The sequence below is a fragment of the Streptomyces sp. FH025 genome, from assembly GCF_017427025.1.
In the GTDB taxonomy this organism is placed as follows: domain Bacteria; phylum Actinomycetota; class Actinomycetes; order Streptomycetales; family Streptomycetaceae; genus Kitasatospora.
The window spans coordinates 1-2,428 of record NZ_JAFLNG010000935.1; the positions used below are offsets into that span (position 1 = coordinate 1).

Consider the following 2,428-nt stretch of genomic DNA (forward strand, 5'->3'; position numbering starts at 1 on the left):
GGTGCGCCCGGCGCGTTCTGCCGGGGGGTCTCGGTGCTCGGGGCGCCCGGGCCCGGCGGGCCGGTGGCGGCGTCCGGACGGGCCATGGTGGAACCGTCCCGGGCGACCCGCTCGTCGGTGCGGCCGATCAGCCAGTCCCGGCTGGGGACGACCAGGCCGGCCGGGGTGAAGGCGATCCGGCGCAGCTCGGACTGCGGGCCGTTGTCCTTGCGCCACATGCTCGCCACGATGTCCACCGCCTCCTGCGGGGTCTCGGCGAACTCCAGGCCCGCGTAGACCGGGGCGCAGGCGTCCAGGCCGAGGTCCTGGGCGGTGAGGCGACGGCCGAGGCGGCGGGTGAAGACCTCGGCGATCAGCGCCGGGGTCGCGCCGCGGGGCTGCTGGCCGCGCAGCCAGCGGGTGACCGAGGTCTTGTCGTAGCGCAGGTCGAGGCCGTGCTCCAGGCCGAGCTGGTCGACCCTGCGGGCCAGGCCGGCGTGCGAGAAGCCGGCCTCCTCGATCAGCGCGGCGAGCTGGCCGTTCTGCGGGCTCGGGCCGGAGTGGCCGGTATGGCTGGTCGTGCGCGCGGGCGGGGGTGCGGCCGTGGCTTCGTGCCGGTCGGGTGTGGTCTGCGCGGGCAGCCGCGGTTCCTCGGTGGTCGTCGCGTCGGCGGTCAGCGTGTCGGCCGTCAGGGCCTCGGGGGCCAGGGCGTCGGGGGCGTCCGGAAGGGCCCGGCCGACCGGGCCTCGGTGCTGGCCGAGCGGGTCGAGCGGTCCGTACGCCGGGCTGTCGGTTGCAGGCCGTTGGGGCATGTCAGTCAACACCTCTCGGACGTCGCACCGGGCTCTACCAGCACTTCGGCGGCCTGGGGCGGCGCCCCCTGTCGGGAATCGGCGTGAATGTAGCGAGCATTCGGGCGCTATGGGTGGATCTGACCGAGCAATCCTCCGAACGGGTGAAGCATCCGCGCCCATTGTGGGGAAGCGCGACCGGGACGGGTTTGGCCATTCGCCGCCGAACCGCTTCTCGACCGTCATGGCGGTCACCGCCATAGCTCACCAGGGTGCTGTAGCGGCCCGCCACATGGGAGCCGCGCCGCCGGATTCCTACCGTTCTCGGCCATGGACACCTCTACTGCCCGCCCGCTCGACGGCCGTACGGCCCTGGTCACCGGGGCCGCCTCGGGCATCGGCCGGGCCTGTGCCGAGACCCTCGCGGAGGCCGGCGCCCTGGTCTACGTCGTCGACCTCGCGGCCGACCCGGCCCGGGAGCTCGCGGAGCGGATCGGCGGGCGCGCGATCGTCACCGACCTCGCCGACCCGGAGGCCGTGGACGCCCTGCCGGACGACGCCGACATCGTGGTCAACAACGCCGGCTTCCAACACGTCGCGCCCGTGCACGAGTTCCCGGTCGACCGCTTCACCCTCATCCAGCGCGTGATGGTGGAGGCCCCGTTCCGCATCCTGCGCCGCACGCTTCCCCACATGTACGCGCAGGAGTGGGGCCGGATCGTCAACATCTCCTCCGTCCACGGCCTGCGCGCCAGCGCCTTCAAGTCCGCGTACGTCACCGCCAAGCACGCCCTGGAGGGCCTCAGCAAGACCGTCGCGCTGGAGGGCGCCCCCTACGGCGTCACCAGCAACTGCCTCAACCCCGGCTACGTCCGAACCCCCTTGGTGGAGAAGCAGATCGCCGCCCAGGCCCTGGCCCACGGCATCCACGAGGACGAGGTCGTCGAGCACGTCATGCTCGACCGCACCGCCGTCAAGCGCCTCATCGAGCCCGCCGAGGTCGCCGCCCTCGCCCTCTACCTCTGCACCCCACCCGCCTCCTACATCACCGGCGCCAGCCTCCCCGTCGACGGAGGCTGGACGGCGCACTGACCGCTCTCCCCCCGTACCGTTCCGCCGCTGCTCCGGCCTCGCCGAAGCAGCGGCGGAACGACACCGGGGCAGGACCGAGAGCTTGGTCCGTTCATGGGGTGGGCACTCACAACCGGGCCCAGGAGTATGTGGGTTGGTCACATAGTCCAGGGGGCGAGGGCTTCCTACCTTGTGGCGACATCCTCCGCTCCCTCCAGCACTGGAAGTGGTGACCATGAACGCCTCTGCACGTGGCTCGGCGGCGACCAGTTCACTCCCGCGGGTCGTGGCCGCGAGCCTGATCGGCACGACGATCGAGTGGTTCGATTACTTCTTGTACGGAACAGCTGCGGCGCTCGTGTTCGGGAAGCTGTTCTTCCCGAACAGCGATCCGCTGACGGGGACGCTGCTGTCGTTCCTCACGTACGCGATCGGGTTCGCGGCGCGGCCGCTCGGGGCCCTGGTGTTCGGGCACTTCGGGGACCGGGTGGGGCGGAAGAAGCTGCTGGTGCTGAGCCTGCTGCTGATGGGCGGGTCGACCACGGCGATCGGGTTGCTGCCCACGTACGACTCGGTCGGGGCGCTGG

General features: G+C 72.1%; 2 protein-coding genes and 1 pseudogene. 2 read left to right on the top strand and 1 reads right to left on the bottom strand.

All coding sequences use genetic code 11. From position 1 onward, the window contains the following. A pseudogene (locus tag J0670_RS39705) lies at window positions 1–791 on the bottom strand (hypothetical protein); the annotation flags it as partial. Between the two features lie 309 nt (window positions 792–1,100). On the opposite strand from J0670_RS39705, the gene J0670_RS35855 reads away from it, so the two are divergent. Together J0670_RS35855 and J0670_RS35860 are read left to right on the top strand one after the other, a co-directional pair. Beyond that, window positions 1,101–1,862: a 3-hydroxybutyrate dehydrogenase gene (locus J0670_RS35855; protein ID WP_207816821.1), complete on the top strand. Its 762-nt coding sequence runs from the start codon at window positions 1,101–1,103 to the stop codon at window positions 1,860–1,862. 214 nt (window positions 1,863–2,076) lie between these two features. Beyond that, on the top strand, window positions 2,077–2,428 hold a 352-nt coding region (locus J0670_RS35860; protein WP_207816824.1), incomplete at its 3' end, for an MFS transporter.

Excerpts from the sequence above, each read along its gene's own strand:
- J0670_RS35855 (WP_207816821.1), top strand. The coding sequence starts at position 1,101 with ATGGACACCTCTACTGCCCGCCCGCTCGACGGCCGTACGGCCCTGGTC.